We start from the raw sequence: 16509 nt of genomic DNA on the forward strand, positions 1-16509 counted from the left end.
TCCGTGGCCACGCTCCGCGCCTCCTGCCAACGCAGTTATCGACCGATTCCCGCTTCGCATAAAACATGGTCCGCGAAGAAGTAACGACACGGTTATCGGAAGTCGAGCGCCACACCGCGGCGGAGTTCGTCTTCGCTTTCAGCGCCTCCCGAACCTAGCCGATAACAGAGGTGTTGCCGGGGGATGCGCAGTGGCGGCGATGGAAACGTATCGGTTCTTTGGCTTGAACGCGGCCCCCTTCGACGGCCAGCCCGACCCGCGCTTCTTCCATGCCACCACCTCCCATGCCGAGTCGCTCGCCACGCTCCAGTACGCGCTGCATACCGGCAAGACCTGCACCGTCGTGGTCGGTGAATCCGGGTCCGGTAAAACGCTGCTCGGTCGCCTTCTCACCCAGACCGCCCCGCGGCGGACGGCGCTGCTCTGGCTGCATGGCATCGGGCAGCCCAAGGGCGAGACGCGCGTCACGGTGTGCCCGCCCGGCAACCCCACGCAGAACAACGCCTTTCAAGCCAAGAACGTCACCGAGACCACGCTGGCTGACTGGACACGGACCAATCTGCGCACACACCACGGCACGGTCGTCATCGCGGACAACGCCGACAGCCTGCGCCCCCACAACTGGGAAGACCTGCTCGCTCTCGCGACGCGCGAGGTCCGCACGCCCAAGCCGGTCAACCTCATCCTGCTCGGCCTCCCCACCCTGCTCGACGTGCTCGCGGCGCCCACCTTGCTCCGGCTGCACCGCCGGGTGTTTCGAACCTGCCACCTGGCACGGCTCGCGGAGGCGGAGGTGGACACCTACATTCGCCACCGCCTGAATGTGGCCGGCGGGACGACGATAGATATCTTCACGCCGGACGCAGTGAACCTGATCCACCGGTTCTCCGCGGGCAACCCGGCTCTCGTGAATCAGCTATGCGACAATGCGATGGTGGACGCATTCAGCGAAGACCGTCGCCTGATCGACGCGCGGCACATCGTTGCCAGCGTGCACGCGATCACCGGCGGTACGTCCCGCAAGCGTCGCAGCCTCCCGACCCCGCGGCTCGTCCGCCCGGTGCCGATCAAGGTGCGCGCGGTAGCCCTGCCGTCGCGGCCGCCGGCGAAACTGCAACCCATCACGCGCGCCGTATCCACCGCACTCGCGACCGAGCGCATGGACCGCGTGGCGCAGCTCTGCAAGATGGCGCCCATCGTCACCTATGCCCCGCTGGATGACCGTCTGCGCAGTCTGGAAGCGCGTCTGGCCGAGGCACTCACGCGCGTTCGCGAGGCACGTCAGCGGCCCGCCGCGCTATCGGCCGCACCGCTTGACGTGGCCGTCGAAGACCCCGCGGGCTAGCGAGGGCGCACGTGGCTGACTTTCCCGCGTCAGACTACCCCCGTCCGGCATGCACGGTCATCCAAGCCACGCAGGCGAGCCCGCTCATCGAGCTGCGCGAGCTGTGGCGCTTTCGCGAACTGCTCGGGTTTCTGGCGTGGCGCGACATCCGCGTACGCTACCGCCAGACGCTGCTGGGCGCGGCCTGGGCACTCCTCGAGCCCCTCATCAACGTCGTCCTGTTCACACTGCTGTTCAACCGGCTGGCCGGCCTGGACTCCGGTGCCATCCCCTATCCGCTCTACTGCTATGCCGCGCTGGTGCTGTGGAGCTTCTTCGGGCGCGCGTTACGCACGACAACCATCAGCCTCGTCGCCAATGCCGGGCTGATCACGAAGGCGTACTTTCCGCGGCTCGTGCTTCCGCTCGCCGGACAACTGGCCACGCTGATCGATTTCGGCTGCGCGTTGCTCGTGTACTTTGTGTTAATGGCTCACTACGGTGTCGCTCCCGGACTGGCCTTCCTGACCGTGCCGCTCTGGGTCTTGCTTGCCGCGGTAAATGCTCTGGGAGTGGGCCTCATCTTGGCCGCGATCAATGTCCGCTATCGCGACATCTCCCAGGCCGTACCGTTCATGACGCAGATCTGGATGTTCGCGACGCCCGTGGCGTACCCGCTGAGCGCGATCCCGGCGCCGTGGCAGTCCCTATACGAGCTGAACCCCATGGTCGGCGTGGTCGAGGGCATGCGTTGGGCGCTTCTACCCGGCTACAGTTTCGACCCGGTGCTGCTCGCACCCAGCGTGCTCGTGGGCGCTGGCTTGCTGGTCGCCGGCCTCGCGTGGTTCCGTTGGGCCCAGCGGCGCTTCGCGGACATCGTCTGACCTGTCAACCAGGCATGCTCCCCAGACAGACAGGTTGCCCAGCCGAGAAATCCCGCCTGGGCAACCCTCCAGCTTCACGCCGGATCGGACGCTTCATGGTCCAGTCTACGAACGCCGTCGGCGGCCAGTACTCACGTCCCCCCGTCGCGAAGTCCAGCCGCGGCGGGCACAAAAAAAACAGCGTCCAGATCCCTATTCCCGTCTGGACGCTGCCCCTGGCCCCGGGCCAAAAGGCTCGGTCTACCAAGATACGAACGACAACGCTTTCAGAATCTAACCTGAAATTATAGAATGTTTCAATTCAGTCATCCGCAACCGCTCCCGGTCGCGTGCCGCCCCCCGCCCCGCTTCATAATCCAGCGTCTGCCACTTACGGCTTCAGCGATGCCGGCTTGACGGCCGGCTCTTTCTTGGCGGCCGCCTGGAGGTCACGAATTTCGCGGAGCAGCGTGACGGCTTCGGCGAGCTTCTGATTGGACGCTTTCAGCTCCGAGATCATCTCGATCCGTTGCTGTCCGCTATCGGGCACCTGGCCATAGGCCCGGGGTGGGTCCGCGAGGCTCTGCCAGAGCAGCCCGGCAGCCATCACGGTCAGGCCGCCGCCGACGTACGCCGACCACAAGCGGCCCCTTCTGGTGAATGTAGACATGTGTGCTCCTTGCGCGGTGCTCATGGTTTCGGTGGGGTTGCGGCGCGCAGCCCGAGCTCGTCGAGCTGATCCTGCGCGACGGGACTCGGGGCCCCGGTCAGCAGACACGTGGCCCGCGCGGTCTTCGGAAAAGCGATCACTTCGCGCAGGCTTTGCAGCCCACCCAGCAGCATGACGATCCGGTCCAGACCCAGCGCCAGCCCCCCGTGGGGCGGCGGACCGTATGCGAGCGCGTTCAGCAGAAAGCCGAACCGCGCCTGTTGCTCCTCCGGCGACATCTGCAGCATCCTGAAGACGCGCTGCTGCACGTCCGCGCGGTGGATACGCACGCTGCCGCCGCCGATCTCCACGCCGTTCAACACCACGTCGTATGCCTTTGCGCGAGCCTTGCCCGGCTCCACGTCAAACGTCGCGACATCCTCGTCGCGCGGCGACGTGAACGGGTGATGCACAGCGTACCAACGCCCGTCCTCGGGGTGGAATTCAAACATCGGGAAATCGACCACCCACAGGAAGTTCCACAGCCCGGACGGAATCAGGTTCTTGCGTCTGGCCACGGTCTCTCGCAGCCACGCGAGGTGGCGGCACACATCGGCCTCCGGACCGGCGGCGAAGAACAGGACGTCGCCCGGTGCCGCCCCCGTCGCCGCGACCAGTTCGCCGATCGTCTCCGGGGTGAAGAACTTGGCGATGCCGGTCTGGAGGACCAGCTTGCCGCCCTCGTCGGCCACCTTCACCAGCGGCAGGCCGCCGGCGCCGATCCCCTTCATGTCTTCCGCCAGCGTGTCGGTCTCTTTGCGTGTCATGGCTCCGCCGCCGGGAACCCGGATGCAGCGGACCACGCCCTGCTTGGCCAGTGCCTCGGTGAACACGCCGAACGTGGTCTTCTGGGCGATGGCGGACACGTCCTTGATCCGCAGGTCGTAGCGCGTGTCGGGACGGTCGATGCCGTATTCGCGCATGGCCTGGTCATACGTCATGCGCGGCATGGGCAGCGGAATCTCCACGCCGAGCGTGGTGCGCATGATGCGCGCCAGGCAGCCTTCGACGACGTGCATGACGTCCGCGGGCTGCACGAACGACATCTCCATGTCGAGCTGCGTGAACTCCGGCTGGCGGTCCGCCCGCAGGTCCTCGTCGCGGAAACAGCGTACGATCTGCACGTAGCGGTCGAAACCGCTCATCATCAGCAGTTGCTTGAAGAGCTGCGGCGACTGCGGCAGCGCGTAGAACCAGCCCGGGTTGATCCGCGAGGGCACGAGGTAGTCGCGCGCCCCTTCCGGCGTGCTCTTCGTCAGGAACGGCGTCTCGATCTCGACGAAACCCTGCTCGTCGAAGTAGTCGCGAATGGTCTTGGCAATGCGATGCCGCAGCAGCAGTGCCTGCTGCATCGGCCGGCGGCGCAGGTCGAGGAAGCGGTACTGCAAGCGCGTCTCCTCGTTGGTGTCGATCTCGTCCGCCAGCTCGAAGACCGGCGTCTCCGACGCGCTGAGGATGTCGACTTCGCGCACCTCGATCTCGATGGCGCCCGTCTGCATCTTCGGGTTGACCAGCCCCTCCGGGCGCGGCACGACGAGCCCGCGGACAGCGATGCAGAACTCCGTCCGCAGCTTGCCGGCGGTCGCGTGGCTCTGCGGGTCGGTTTCCGGGTTGAACTTGAGCTGCACCAGCCCCGTGCGGTCGCGCAGGTCCACGAATACCATGCCGCCGTGGTCGCGGCGGACATGCACCCAGCCGCAGAGCAGGATCGACTGACCGACGCGGTCGAGCCCCACGTCGCCACAGTAGCAGGTGCGTTGGTTGTACGGCAAAGCCACGGCTATCTCCTCATAGGTCGCGCAGCAACCGCGAGATGCTATCCGTGACGCGCGGCGCGCGTCAAAGGTCGCCGGATTTACGGACCGGGCGCCCTTTGCGCCCGCCGGCCCCCTCTGCCGCGTATGAAATCTTTCGCGGCGCCCTGTTGCAGTCGGCCCCGGGCCGCTACAATCCTGACGGTTGGTTTGCTGACTCAGGTCGTACGCGATGCTGCACTTGTCCCGCACCTCCTAGATCACCCGCCTACCTTCTCGGCCGGAACTGCGGCCGCTTTCACATGCGATCCTGAAAGCGAAACAGTGGGTCGCCAAAAGCGTTATCGGAAGAGAGCAACGCAATGGGTAAGAAACTGTATGTGGGGAACCTGGGCTACAATGTCACGAGTGCTGATCTCGAGCAGCTTTTCGCGGCCCACGGTTCGGTGCAGAGCGCACAAGTCATCGAAGACCGCGACACCCGTCGCAGCAAGGGCTTCGGTTTCATCGAGATGAGCACGGACGAGGAAGCCCGCAATGCCATCGCCGCACTCAACGGCCGGGACCATGACGGTCGGGCGCTGACGGTCAACGAGGCCAAGCCGCGTGAGAACCGCGTCGGGGGCGGCGGCCGCGGCGGCTACGGCCGGCGCTAGCCAGCTTCGCGCATACCGCATGGTCCGCCGTGCGGTCGCGGCTGAGCAGCGGACCACACCCACGTGAGGTCCGCCGGACTTTGCAGCGGGAGCCTCCACGACCCGTGGACGGCTCCCGCTATCTTCGTCTGGTCGCCGGGGCGGCAGCGAAACCGCACACGGCGACATCGGAGAATTGGATGCCTGCGAAGTACCCGAACAAGTGGAACGTGCCGAAGCTCTGGCGCTTACGCGGCAAGGCACCGGATGGTGTCACCGTCACACTTGGGCGCTACGCAACTGCCGAAGAGGCCGAAGCAGATTGTCAGAAGCACGCGGCCGAGGGAGAGTACCGCGACTTGGCCATCCAAGCCATCGAACCTCCGCCCCAGCCGCTGACGGCCTGACTCGTGATGATCTGAGCAGCACGCTGCTCCGTCCCCTCCTTCCTGATTCGCCCGTCCGACGGCAAAACTCGCGACATTTATCGCTGCGCGTGTGGACAGAATCCACCCTCCGGCCACTATTGCGGTAGATGGCCATCTTCCAGACGGAGGTGCCGGCGTGGCGGCTTCAGACGGAACCCTGGTTCTCGGTGTGCGAAACGGCGATCGCTCGGCCTTTGCCGAGCTGTATGACCGCCGGGCACGCCTGGTTCGGGCGATCTGCTACGACGAAGTGCGGCACCTTCCCACGGCGGCCGACCTGACGCAGGAAGTGTTCCTGCGGGCATACAGGAATCTCAGCCGCCTCCACGATCCGAATCGGTTTGCCGCGTGGCTCGTCGGCATCGCGCGCCAGGTGTGCCGCGAGTGGCGGCGGAAACGCCGCCGGGAGCAGCGCGGCCTGGCGGGGTACGTCACCCGGGTGGCGCCCGGCCAGCAGGTCGTCGCGCCGCCGGAGCAGCGTCTCGTCGAGCTGCGCGACCAGATCGCGGGGTTGATGCGGCACGAGCAGAAGTCCGCGGCGGCGCTGAGCAACAAGGAGCGCCTGGCTCTGCACGTGTACTACCTGCAGGACCGCAACGTGGAGGACGCCCGGGCGATCCTGGGCCTCTCGAGATCGGGTTTCTATCGCGTGTTGTCGTCCGCGGTCAGGCGACTGCGGCAGTTGTTGGGGATGCAGGAGGTGCGGCCATGACGTGTCCGCGCACCGCAGAATGGGACCTGTTGGCCATGGAGACGTTGGCCGATGAGCCAGCACAGGCATTACTCGCCCATGCCCGCCTTTGTCCAACCTGCCGCGAGCTCTACGCCGCCGCCCGGCGCGATCATACGGACCGGGTGCGAATGTATGAAGCGTTCGACCGCGACCACGACGAGCAACGCGAGCAACTGATGGCGGCCCTGCCCGCGGAAGCACCCTACCGGTCCCCGGTGGACCCGCTGGTGCGCGGCTGGTACCGCCTCGGAGATTACGCCATGAGTTTGGGGAAGACGACCGGACGACAGACGGCGGCGCTGGTGGTGCCGGCTGCGGCAGTGATACTGATCGCGTTGTTCCTGATTTCGCCGGGGCAGAAGAGCGCCTTCGCAGCCGCCATCGAGCACCTGAAACGCGTGCACACGATCGTGTGTCGTGTGAGCATGCCCGAAGGCATCGAGATGCATGGAATGAAGATCCAGGGCGAAGGCCGGCTGCAGATTTCTGACCAGTTCGGCAGTTGCTCCGAGATGTCCGTGAACGGCCTGCTCGTTACGCGGCACTACGCGCCGGTGCACGGACCCATGATCGCCGTGCAGCCGATCACGAAGACCTGGATTGAGGTGGACACCAGTCAGATGGCCATGCTCGACGTCCATGAGCAGAGCCCCGATGCGTTCCTCCTCGCGCTTCGGAAGCTAACCGCCGACGCCGGGCAGGAGATCGGCCGCGAAACGATCGACGGACGAGCGGCGATCGGCTATCGCGTGCCCGGCGAGAAGCTCGGCTTCCAGTCATCGCGCGGCGCGGCGGCGGACGCGGCGTACGCGGAACTATGGATCGACGTGGAGACGCGCCTGCCGCTGAGGTTCCTGCTCCACACGCGGCCCGGCCCGGGCGGCCAGCCGTTCCAGATGGCGTACGACCAGTTCCAGTGGGACGTGCCGCTGGAAGCGAGTGCATTTGAGCCGAATCTGCCGGCGGACTACACGAAGATTGATGCCAAGCTCGCCCTGCCGACCGAAACGGCGCTCATCAACGCGCTGCGTCGGATCGGCGACCTGACGAACGGGCGCTATCCGACCGCGCTGGATGGCGTCTCTGTGCTCACGCAGCTGCATGGGATGATCCCGCCCGAGAACTTCACCAAGTTCGACGAGCTGGGCACCGCGGGCGTGACGCAACTGGGCCTGGAAATCGGCAGCGGCGCCATGTTCTACATGAAGCTCGTCCGCGACGGTTGCGAGCCCGAGTACTTTGGCGACGAAGTCACTGCCGCCGATGCCGACCAAGTGCTTGTGCGGTGGAAGCAGGACGACGGGCGGATGCGCGTGATCTACGGCGATTTGCACGCGGAGACGCTCCCGGCTGAGCAGTGACCACGCCGAGCGACACAGTTCACGCGAGCAGTCGGCCAACGGGCTGGCTGCTCGCTGCGTGTTCGCCCCCCATTGCCGCGATCAGCTCTTCGATCAGCTCACACACGCGGGCGCTTGCAGTGCCCTGCTCCAGCGGCCGCACGATCTCGTCGAGTTGCCGCGTCATCAGTGCGCGCCAGGTCGTATCGGTGAGCAATTGACGCGCCACCCCCGCGATTTCATCGACGTCCCGCACAAAGGGCATGAACTCCGGCACGATCCGTGCGCCCGCGAGGATGTTCATGAGCGACAAGTGCGGCGTCGTCACCAGCCAGCGCCGGAGCAGGCGATACGGCCAATACACCAGCCGGCCGGCGTCGTACATCACCACCATCGGCCTGCGGTAGTACGCCACGTGCAGCGTCGCCGTGCCGGACGCCACGAGCACCAGGTCGGCGGCGGTCAGCAGGCTGGCGTTGTCCGCAACGAGAATGTCAACCTTGCCCTCGCCGTCGGCCGCCCGCAGACCTTCGATGCGCTCGCGCTGTTCCGCGGACACGCACGAGATGACCGCGTGCACATCCTGTCCGGCAGCGCGGAGTCGCCGCACGACGGCCAATTGCAGCGGCAGCATCGTGTCAATCACGTGACCGCGCGATCCTGGCAGCAGCGCGACGAGCGGTCGCCCGGCCGCCTGCGTGCGCAAGCCGGCGACAGTCGCGGCGTCTGGGTGCTCCTGCCGCAACGTCTCAAATAGCGGATGACCAACAAACTCCGCGCGGAATCCCTCGTTCCCTTGATCCCTTGATCCCTTGATGCCTGCGAAGTACCCCTCTTCAAACGGCAAGATGCACGCCAGCCGATCGATGTCGCGAACGATCTGCCGGTTGCGATACGCGCGCGACGCCCAGGTCTGCGGCGCGATGTAGTACAGCACCGGAATGCCGAGCGCACGCGCGCGCCGGGCGAACTTCAGGTGCAGCTCGGGGGAATCGAGGAGTACAACCACATCCGGGCGTTGCGCCCGCCAGGAGCGCTCGACGACGCGCAGGGCGGCGTACGCCCGCCCGAGCACGCCCAGCACGCCGCTGAGCATAGCTGCGTGCGATGCGAAGTCATAGACCGTCTCAACCCCCAGCGCCCGCAGCCGCGGCCCGGTCAGCCCATAGAACACAGCCCGCGGCAATTGCTCGCGCGCCGCCCGCACCAGGGCTGCCGCGTGCACGTCGGCCGAGGCCTCGCAGACGGAGATGAAGATGCGCCCGCCCGCACTCCCTCGCAAGTCCGTCGCGGCCGTGGCGTCACCGGTCATCGAACGTGTTGTCCCACGTGCGCATGCAGCCTTCGCACCACGTCGGCGGCCGCAGCCCGATCGAGGCGTTGCGCCGCCGCCAGATCCTCGTAGCAGAACACCGTCCCGTACGGCGTCAGCGCATCCAACCCGTGCAGTCCGGGTGGCAGCGCGTGGCCGGTGTCGGTGACGAGGTCCATAAGTTAGCGCAGGTTGTGTGTCCGCGGAAACGCGACACCCAACTCTGACAACAGAGCTTTCAGCAGCTTCTCGGCCGCCTGCTGGCAATGAAACCCGATGATTTCATCCGTGACGCGCGCGGAGTCGAGCACTTCACCCAGCAGCGCCAGATCGTCCGCGGCCTTCTGCCGGAACAACAGCGCCTGCTCATGCAGTCTGCTCATACAGCACCTTGCCCTCCGCCGCCGCCGTCGAGTAGATGTTGCCGGGCGTGTCACGCCAGTGGCGAAACTGGTCCGCCGTCGCAACCAGCAGGTCCACCGGGAGCCGCAGCGGGCTGAGCACGCGATTGAGCCGCACCATCTCCGCCATGCGGTCGCAACTCTGCGGCACCACAACCAGCAGATCGATGTCGCTGTCGGTCCGCGCATCGCCGCGCGCGTGCGATCCAAACAGGATGATCCGCGTCGGCTGCGCGGACTGGCACAGCAACCGCGTCACGTTCGCCAGCAATAATTCGTCAACGGCCCGCACCATGGACCTTCTCCGGTCACCAGTATACTCATCTCGCGGACGCGGAACGCATGGTCTGCGCTCCTGCGCCGCTGAGCGACACGCGGCTATTTCTGCTCCAGCTTCACTTCCTCCCCACCCTTCTCCACATTCTCTTTCGTGTACACGCGCGTCGGCAGCGTGATCCGCTTTTCCACCTTCTCGCCCGCGAGAATCTTCATCGCGATATCCAGCCCCGTCTCGCCCGGCGTTGGATAGAGCAGTGTCGCCGTCAGCTCGCCGCCCTGCACCCAGCGCTGCCCTTCATCCGGCAGTGCGTCGATGCCGACGAACTTCATCTCGCGCTCCCGGCCGGCGGCTTTTGCCGCCAGGAACGCACCATGCGCCATTGGATCGTTGTGCGCGTACACCAGGTCGAGCTGCGGGTTCGCTTTCAACGCGTCCTGCATGACCGAATGCGCCTTGTCCTTTTTCCAGTCGCAGTCGAGGCCACCCAGCACCTTGATCCCCGGTTCTTTGTCCACCACCTCGTGGAACCCGTCGCGGCGTTCCTGCCCCGGCGTCGACGCCAATCCGCCGCAGATCTCGAAGATGATCCCCTTCGCCTTGCCCGGTCCGCCGAGCATGTCCACGGCGACCTTGCCGGCAGCGCGGCCGATGACCTTGTTGTCGCCGCCGATGAAGCAGGCGTAGCCCTTGTAGTTCACGTCGCGGTCCAGCACGATCACCGGGATGCCGGCCTCGGTCGCTTCCTTCACGACGCTGGTCAGGCCCGCCGACTCTTTCGGGCTGATGAGGATCGCGTCCACGCCCCGGCGGATGAACGTCTTCACATCGCCGACCTGCTTCTCGGTCTTGTCGTCCGCGTCGAGCATGTCGAGCTGCACATTGGGATACTTCTTCTCGGCGTGCTCCTTGAGCCGGCGGTTGAACTCGACTCGCCAGGGCTCCTTGACGGTGCACTGCGAAAAGCCAATGACGTACTTCTCTTTCGCGGGCGGCTTGGGGGTGTCCTGAGCCGGGGCCGCCGACACGAAACCCAGACCCAGCACAAAACCGGTGACGCAGACGAGACGGTGCATGCGGTTCCTCCTTGGTTCACGGCGGCCGGCGTCCAGGTGTGCCGGCCAGAGCCTGACCACGACAAGGTATCGCCGCCCGCGGCAACCCGCCAGCGGCGCGCGTGCACGCTTGTCCGCCGCGCCTGGGCGGCCTAACATATCGGGTTCGAGGTTCGGTCTCATGGCGCCTACTGCGAAGAAGGAGAGACACTTGCCCGGCACCAAGCACCATAAGCACCTGTTCACATCCGAGTCCGTCAGCATGGGCCACCCCGACAAGGTCGCCGACCAGATCTCGGACGCCATCCTGGATGCCATGCTCGCCCAGGACAAGTACTCCCGTGTCGCCTGCGAGACCCTCGTATCCACTGGCATGGCCGTCGTCGCCGGCGAGGTGACCACCAAGGCCTACGTCGAAATCCCCGACGTCGTCCGCGACACGATCAAGGAGATCGGCTACACGTCCGGCGATATGGCCTTCGACTACGAGTCGTGCGCGGTCTTGACCTCCATCAAGCGACAATCCCCCGACATCGCGATGGGCGTCGATCGGGACGGCGCCGGCGACCAGGGCATGATGTTCGGCTTCGCCTGCCGCGAGACACCCCAGCTCATGCCGCTGCCGATCCAGCTTGCGCACCGGCTGGTCGAGCACCACGTCGGCGTGCGGCGCGAGGAGCTGATCCCCGGTCTGCGCCCGGACGCGAAATCGCAGGTCACCGTCGAGTATGAAGACGGCAAGCCCGTGCGGATCGACACCGTCGTCCTCTCCACGCAGCACGCCCCGTCCTGGAACGACCGGCAGAAGGAGCTCGGCGAGGCGGTCAAAGCTGAGATCATCAAGCCCGTGCTCGGCGACTGGTGGAACCCCAAGATCACCATCCACGTGAATCCCACCGGCCGCTTTGAGATCGGCGGCCCGCACGGCGACACCGGCGTCACCGGGCGCAAGATCATCGTCGACACCTACGGCGGCCGCGGCCGGCACGGCGGCGGCGCGTTCTCGGGCAAGGACCCGACCAAGGTGGACCGCTCCGCCGCGTACATGGCCCGCCACATTGCGAAGAACATCGTCGCCGCCGGCCTCGCGGACGTCTGCGAAGTGCAACTCTCCTACGCGATCGGCATCGCCGAGCCGACGAGCGTGCTGGTCAGCACCGAAGGCACTGGCCGGATCGACGAGGACAAGATCAGCAAGCTCGTGCGCGAGCATTTCCCGCTTACGCCACGGGCAATCATCGAGTATCTGGACCTGCGCCGGCCGATCTATCGCGAGACCGCCCGGCATGGGCACTTCGGCCGCGAGCTGCCGACGTTCACGTGGGAGAAGACGGACAAGGCGGCGGCGCTGAAGAGGGCCGCCGGCGGGTGACGTGCGGCGCAGTCGGACCTGACGCTCTCCCTGCCCTGCCCCTGCGATGGGGAGGGGTGCTGGATCGGCCACTGTTGGAAATCTGTGATGGCCACCAAGGTATATGAAGACCCCGCCGGAGCCCTCCGGGAGCTCACATCCCGGATCCACGCGATCCGGGACTCTCTTTGACCTGCCCGCGAAGACCGCGCGGTTGACCGAGCTCGAGACCCGCATGCAGCAGCCGGGCTTCTGGGACAGCCAGGAAGCCGCCCAGAAGGTCGTGGCGGAGCTGAAGGCCCTGCGTGCCAAGATCGACCCGGTGCAGGAACTGCTGCGCCGGGCGGACGACGCGCACGTGCTCGTCGAGCTGGCCGCGGAGCAGGCCGATGACGAATCGCGTGCCGAGGTGCAACGCGAGCTGGAGCAGATGACCGCTCGCACCGACCAGGTCGAGCTGCTGACGCTGCTGTCCGGCGAGAACGATGCCCGCAACTGCTTCTTCAGCCTACAGGCGGGGGCGGGCGGCGTGGACGCGTGCGACTTCGCCGAGATGCTGTTGCGCATGTACCTGATGTACTTCGAGTCGGCCGGCTTTCGCGCGTCCGAGGTCGATCGTCGCGTCGGCGAAGAGGCCGGCATCCAGTCGGTCACGCTCTACGTCGAAGGCCCCTACGCGTACGGATACCTATCGTGTGAGGTCGGCGTGCACCGGCTTGTGCGGCTGAGCCCGTTCAATGCCCAGAGCAAGCGCCAGACGTCCTTTGTCGCGGTCGATTGCCTGCCCGAGTTCGAAGAATCCAAGATCGACATTGCCGAGGGGGACCTCGACATCGAAACCTTCCGGCGCGCATCGGGGGCCGGTGGGCAGAATGTCAACAAGGTCGCGACGGCGGTGCGCATTCGGCACAAGCCGACCGGCATCATGGTCGAGTGCGTGAACGAGCGCAGCCAGGCGCAGAACAAGCGCGTGGCTCTGAGCATGCTGCAATCCAAGCTGGAGCAGATCGAGGAGGCGAAGCACGACGCCGAGCTGGCGAAGATCTACAGCGAGAAAGGCGACATTGCCTGGGGCAACCAGATCCGCAGCTACGTCATCCACGGCTCGACGATCCACGTCAAGGACCACCGCACGAACCTCGCGATCGGCGACGTGCAGCGCGTCCTCAACGGCGACATCCAGCCCTACATCGACGCCCGCCTGCGCCAGCGGCTCAAGGGCGGCAAGTAGCCGGGGTGCTGCGAACCACGTTCGTCGATATGAATGCGCGGCCGCATTCCGGACAGCGCGGTTCGGTCAGGCCCGCCAGGGGATAGCCGCAGTGGATACATTCGCCGCGCCGTCGGCGCCGGGCGCGCCGCCGCGGTCCGCGGCGATAGGCGATGACCGCCGCACTCAGCACGCCGCCGGCCAGGAACCAGAACGGCAGCCCGACACCGAACGCCCCCGTGCCGCCATAGGTCACTTGGCGGAAATAGAACCACGCCAATTCCTGCCGGGATTCACTCGGCACGTTCAACTGCGGCGCGCTGTAGACCATGTGCAAGATGCCGCTGACGAGCGCGGCTCGGAGCTGCGGGGCGCGTTCGTCGCCGGTGATCCAGATGGTGTCCACCGGCACGCCTTGCCAATAGCTGATGCCACCCAGGACCAGGATGGCCAATCCGCCGATCAGGAAGCCCGCGGCGACGAGCCATTCGCGCGTGCTGCGCAGCCTGTCCGACTTCATGTCATCGCCCTACTTCTTCAGAAGCGTGTCTTCCAATAGCGACAGCACCGGATACGCCGCGTTGTAGTGCTTGTGCAGGAACAGCGGGTCACGTTTGCGATAGAGCACATTGCCCACGCGGTCCGCAATCGGCGTCAGCATCTGCTCGTAGCGGCACAGCACCGGCGAAATCCCGTTGATCGTTCCGGTCGTCTGCCAGTTCAGGCAGCCGCAGGTGTTGTGGCAGCGCTCTTTGAGGGTGCATTCGCGGCAGAAGGCTTTCTCCGCCTCGGACTCGTCGTGAATACGCCGGCGGGCGTCGTCGTCGATGCCGCGCGACACGTGGCCGATGCACCAGCGGCTGTCCGGCCCGGCCCGCGGGAACTGCACACAGGGAAACAGGTAGCCCTGCGGATCGACCGAGAGTTGTCGCTCGGCGAGTTCGCAGCGCTCCTTGCGCCAGCAATGCTGGTTGATGTGCGAGGAGAGCTTGACCTCGAACGGGCTGAGGTAGAACTTGCGGCCGGCCCGCGTCCATTGCACGTACAGCTTGCCGAGTCGCTTGAACTGCTTGCCGAGCACGCGGAAATCTGCTTCCTGCCAGTCCGCCGCGTAGTTGAGCGACACGATCAGGTAGCGGCAGCCAAGATCCAGCAGAAACGCGACGGAATCCGCCAGATAGCGCGCCGTGTCCGGGTTCACGGCCATCAGCACGCTCGAATATGGCCGGACGGACAGCAGCATCTTCAGGCGTTCCACGAGCACGTCAAACGTCGGTCCGCCGCCCGCGAGCCGACGATGCTGGTCGTGGGCTTGGCGGACCCCGTCGAGGCTCATGGCGATGAGGATGTCGTTGCGAACGGCGAATTCGAGGAAGGCGGCGTCGAGCAGCAGGCCGTTCGTGGTGATCTTGAAGTGGAAGCGGCCGGCGCGGTTGTGCTCCAGGTGCCGGGCATACGCGACGAGCGACGCGATGCGGTCTTTGCAGAGCAGCGGCTCCCCGCCGAAGAAGACGACGCCGCACGAGTCTGACGTGAGGCGCGCGGCGAGGTCGAGCGCCTGGCGGCCAATCTCGTCACTCATCGGCGCACCGTCATGCGGCGGCGCGTAGCAGTACGAGCAGCGCATATTGCAGGCGGTGGTCAGATGGAGCGTCAGGTGCATATCAGATCACACCCTGGGCCTTGAGCCAGTCGATGAAGTCCTTAACCTGTTCGCGGAGCTGGTTTTCCGCCTTCGCTTGATACTTAGCAACATCGCCAGTCGGCACGTTCGGCGCGCGCAGCGCGCGAAAATGGACGTTGGGTGCCTGCGCTGCGACACGCGCGGTCAACCGCGCATCCGTATCGCCAGTCCCGGCGGGTAAGCGCGCCTCCAAGCGCCGCAGGTCGTCGCGGGCAACGTATTCGAGCGCCCACTTCCATTTGGGATCCGAGAGGTCCACGACGAAGGGCTCGGCTTCGCCGGACGCCGAGGCGAGCGTCACGCCCGGCAAGGCAGCTTCCTCGACGATCGCGACGACGCCACGGTGACCGAGTTCGTCCCGGATGATCTGCCTGGCGCTGGATTCTGAAAAGGCTTCAACGACCGCCGGCGCGCCGAAGACACACCCGGACGTCGTCCCCAGCGTCGTGACACTGAGCAGCACTCCCGCGGCGGTCGCGATCTCACGGCGCCACAGCCACGCCGACGGTACGTACTGTTGTAGCAGGTCCGGTTTTGCCAGCACCGCCGTTCGAGTCGGATAGCACGGCGCGGGATAGGACCGCAGCACACGCGGACCACGCTTGGCCATCAGATCACTCCCTGAGCCTTCAGCCAATCGACGAAGTCCTTGACCTGCGCGCGCAGTTGACTCTCGGCTTCGGGCTGCGGCGTGTTGATGTCGCCAGTGGTCGAGTAGGGTGCACGCAGAGCTTGAAAGTGGACGTCTTCCGCCTGCGCAGCGACATAGTCTGTCAACCTTGCCGCGAGGTCACCAGTGCCGGTCGGCAGTCCCGCTTCGAGCGCGATGTAATCGTCATACGTGACGTACTCCAGGGCCCACTTCCATTCCGGATCCGACAGATCGACGACCAGGGGCTCGGCCCCGCCGGACGCCGTGGCCAGTGTGACACCCGGCAGCTCCGCCTCGGAGGCAATCGCCGCCAAGCCCTGGAGCCGCAGCTCATCCCGGATGATCTCCAGCGCGGTCGCCTCCGAAAAAGCCTCCACCGCCGCCGGTATGCCAGGGGTCACGAGCGGAGGACAACCCATGGTTCCGACCACGAGCAGCGCCCCCGCCGCCGCCGCGATCTCGCGCTGCGCGAGCCATGCCGAAGGCACATGCTGCCGCAAGAGCGTCGGGTCGGCGGCAATAGAGAGCTTGGTCGGGTAGGCGGGCACCCCGTAGCGCCGCACCGGCTGAAATGTCAGATTCCCCATGGCACGACCTCCGCCGCCGAGTTAGACGCACTCAGCGGGCAGTCGTTCCATTATACGAGAACACCAGGAGGCGGATTCAATAAGGCGGGAGGTTGGTGCAGCTCGGAATCTCTACCCCCACCCTGCCCTCCCCGCAACAGGGGGAGGGGTTGAACGCGATCACCCTCACCCTGCCCTCCCCCTGCAAGGGGGAG

19 protein-coding genes are annotated in these 16509 nt (G+C 66.0%); 8 read left to right on the top strand and 11 right to left on the bottom strand.

The window, feature by feature from the left end:
* Positions 1-199 precede the first annotated feature (199 nt).
* Positions 200-1345, top strand: a complete 1146-nt coding sequence (locus tag KA383_04255) for an AAA family ATPase (GenBank protein MBP7745320.1) — start codon at positions 200-202, stop codon at positions 1343-1345.
* A gap of 59 nt (positions 1346-1404) precedes the next feature.
* Positions 1405-2208, top strand: coding sequence for an ABC transporter permease (locus KA383_04260; protein ID MBP7745321.1), 804 nt, complete (start codon positions 1405-1407; stop codon positions 2206-2208).
* A 370-nt stretch (positions 2209-2578) separates the two neighbouring features.
* On the opposite strand, the gene KA383_04265 is transcribed toward KA383_04260, so the two are convergent.
* Positions 2579-2857 (bottom strand): hypothetical protein, encoded by a 279-nt coding sequence (locus KA383_04265; GenBank protein MBP7745322.1) that lies wholly within the window; start codon positions 2855-2857, stop codon positions 2579-2581.
* A 20-nt stretch (positions 2858-2877) separates the two neighbouring features.
* Complete coding sequence (gene aspS / locus KA383_04270; GenBank protein MBP7745323.1) at positions 2878-4680, bottom strand: aspartate--tRNA ligase; 1803 nt, start codon at positions 4678-4680, stop codon at positions 2878-2880.
* A 332-nt stretch (positions 4681-5012) separates the two neighbouring features.
* Here aspS and KA383_04275 point away from each other — a divergent pair, with 332 nt between their 5' ends.
* The 4 genes from KA383_04275 to KA383_04290 all read left to right on the top strand — a co-directional run bounded on the left by KA383_04275 (position 5013) and on the right by KA383_04290 (position 7807).
* On the top strand, positions 5013-5306 hold the full coding sequence (locus KA383_04275; GenBank protein MBP7745324.1) for an RNA-binding protein: 294 nt from the start codon (positions 5013-5015) through the stop codon (positions 5304-5306).
* Between the two features lie 179 nt (positions 5307-5485).
* Positions 5486-5692 (top strand): hypothetical protein, encoded by a 207-nt coding sequence (locus KA383_04280; GenBank protein MBP7745325.1) that lies wholly within the window; start codon positions 5486-5488, stop codon positions 5690-5692.
* 157 nt (positions 5693-5849) lie between these two features.
* On the top strand, positions 5850-6425 hold the full coding sequence (locus KA383_04285) for a sigma-70 family RNA polymerase sigma factor (GenBank protein MBP7745326.1): 576 nt from the start codon (positions 5850-5852) through the stop codon (positions 6423-6425).
* Entirely contained in the window at positions 6422-7807 is a 1386-nt protein-coding gene (locus KA383_04290) for a hypothetical protein (GenBank protein ID MBP7745327.1), read from the top strand. Before KA383_04285 ends, KA383_04290 begins: the two co-directional genes overlap by 4 nt.
* A gap of 19 nt (positions 7808-7826) precedes the next feature.
* On the opposite strand, the gene lpxB is transcribed toward KA383_04290, so the two are convergent.
* The 5 genes from lpxB to KA383_04315 all read right to left on the bottom strand — a co-directional run bounded on the left by lpxB (position 7827) and on the right by KA383_04315 (position 10852).
* A complete protein-coding gene (gene lpxB, locus KA383_04295) occupies positions 7827-9098 on the bottom strand; it encodes a lipid-A-disaccharide synthase (GenBank protein MBP7745328.1) in 1272 nt (423 codons plus the stop codon).
* Positions 9095-9277, bottom strand: a complete 183-nt coding sequence (locus KA383_04300; GenBank protein ID MBP7745329.1) for a hypothetical protein — start codon at positions 9275-9277, stop codon at positions 9095-9097. The genes lpxB and KA383_04300 overlap by 4 nt, the downstream gene beginning before the upstream one ends.
* A gap of 3 nt (positions 9278-9280) precedes the next feature.
* Positions 9281-9481: a HEPN domain-containing protein gene (locus KA383_04305; GenBank protein MBP7745330.1), complete on the bottom strand. Its 201-nt coding sequence runs from the start codon at positions 9479-9481 to the stop codon at positions 9281-9283.
* Positions 9465-9794 carry a nucleotidyltransferase domain-containing protein gene (locus KA383_04310; GenBank protein MBP7745331.1) on the bottom strand — a complete coding sequence of 110 codons (330 nt, stop codon included), beginning with the start codon at positions 9792-9794 and terminating at the stop codon, positions 9465-9467. Before KA383_04310 ends, KA383_04305 begins: the two co-directional genes overlap by 17 nt.
* Positions 9795-9877: 83 nt before the next feature.
* Complete coding sequence (locus KA383_04315; GenBank protein MBP7745332.1) at positions 9878-10852, bottom strand: substrate-binding domain-containing protein; 975 nt, start codon at positions 10850-10852, stop codon at positions 9878-9880.
* Between the two features lie 160 nt (positions 10853-11012).
* Between KA383_04315 and metK the strand changes: the two genes are divergently transcribed.
* Together metK and prfB are read left to right on the top strand one after the other, a co-directional pair.
* Positions 11013-12203: a methionine adenosyltransferase gene (gene metK / locus KA383_04320; GenBank protein ID MBP7745333.1), complete on the top strand. Its 1191-nt coding sequence runs from the start codon at positions 11013-11015 to the stop codon at positions 12201-12203.
* Positions 12204-12290: 87 nt separating this feature from the next.
* Positions 12291-13413, top strand: a protein-coding gene (prfB, locus tag KA383_04325; protein ID MBP7745334.1) for a peptide chain release factor 2 whose coding sequence is annotated in 2 segments (ribosomal slippage) — positions 12291-12371 and positions 12373-13413 — 1122 coding nt in all. Because the reading frame shifts where the segments join, the coding sequence is not laid out codon by codon here.
* On the opposite strand, the gene KA383_04330 is transcribed toward prfB, so the two are convergent.
* From KA383_04330 to KA383_04345, 4 genes are read right to left on the bottom strand one after another with little or no spacing between them, the layout of a single operon-like run.
* On the bottom strand, positions 13397-13912 hold the full coding sequence (locus KA383_04330; protein MBP7745335.1) for a hypothetical protein: 516 nt from the start codon (positions 13910-13912) through the stop codon (positions 13397-13399). The two genes, prfB and KA383_04330, sit on opposite strands and share 17 nt — an antisense overlap.
* Before the next feature lie 9 nt (positions 13913-13921).
* Complete coding sequence (locus KA383_04335) at positions 13922-15055, bottom strand: radical SAM protein (protein ID MBP7745336.1); 1134 nt, start codon at positions 15053-15055, stop codon at positions 13922-13924.
* Between the two features lies 1 nt (position 15056).
* Positions 15057-15686 carry a hypothetical protein gene (locus KA383_04340; protein MBP7745337.1) on the bottom strand — a complete coding sequence of 210 codons (630 nt, stop codon included), beginning with the start codon at positions 15684-15686 and terminating at the stop codon, positions 15057-15059.
* A complete protein-coding gene (locus KA383_04345) occupies positions 15686-16315 on the bottom strand; it encodes a hypothetical protein (GenBank protein ID MBP7745338.1) in 630 nt (209 codons plus the stop codon). Before KA383_04345 ends, KA383_04340 begins: the two co-directional genes overlap by 1 nt.
* Positions 16316-16509: the final 194 nt, after the last annotated feature.

The organism is Phycisphaerae bacterium, from assembly GCA_017999985.1.
Taxonomy (GTDB): Bacteria; Planctomycetota; Phycisphaerae; order UBA1845; family Fen-1342; genus JAGNKU01.